Origin of the sequence: Variovorax sp. PCZ-1, from assembly GCF_018413605.1 — a bacterium.
GTDB lineage: Bacteria > Pseudomonadota > Gammaproteobacteria > Burkholderiales > Burkholderiaceae_C > JANMDU01.
Map to the genome: position 1 here is coordinate 1 of NZ_JAHCDN010000024.1, position 547 is coordinate 547.

Consider the following 547-nt stretch of genomic DNA (forward strand, 5'->3'; position numbering starts at 1 on the left):
ATGTTCAGCATGGTCAAGGTGCGTAAGGATCAGAAACCGGGCGACTATAAAGATCCCGGTTGGTACAAGCAACCACCCGGCACGCAAGCTTTTGAATGGACAGGTGCATTGCCTGAGCCTGCACGCTTTCTATCAGAAGTCAAAGCCAACAACGGATTTGTACCCGGCCTCAACAATCCTCTTGAAGCGAAGCCCACGACGATGAATGTTCGTAAGCCAATGGCTGGCATGAAGCATTAGGCATGGACTCGCATAGAAATCTCTCGCATCAAAAAATCCTAAATCTCCATTCCTCCCCGGCCTTTTTTGGCCATTTAACTGAAAGAAAGTGAAATCATATGAAACGTCGTAACGCAATTCAAATTGCAGCCTTGGCTGCGGCAACAGGTGCCATGCCAATGACATTTGCACACGGTAACGAGGATCATTCCAAAAAGGCAGGCCCCGTTAAGAAAGAGCAAAAACCATGGGGCATCGCTGGCGATGAAAAAGATATCAAGCGTACGGTTGCCGTGAGTATGGGCGACAACATGCGCTTTACCCCCGG

The 547-nt window shown here is 49.2% G+C and carries 2 pseudogenes; both read left to right on the forward strand.

What is annotated here, in order from left to right:
* Positions 1 to 240: pseudogene (locus tag KIH26_RS16930) on the forward strand (copper oxidase); the annotation flags it as partial.
* A gap of 98 nt (positions 241 to 338) precedes the next feature.
* A pseudogene (locus KIH26_RS16935) lies at positions 339 to 547 on the forward strand (cupredoxin domain-containing protein); the annotation flags it as partial.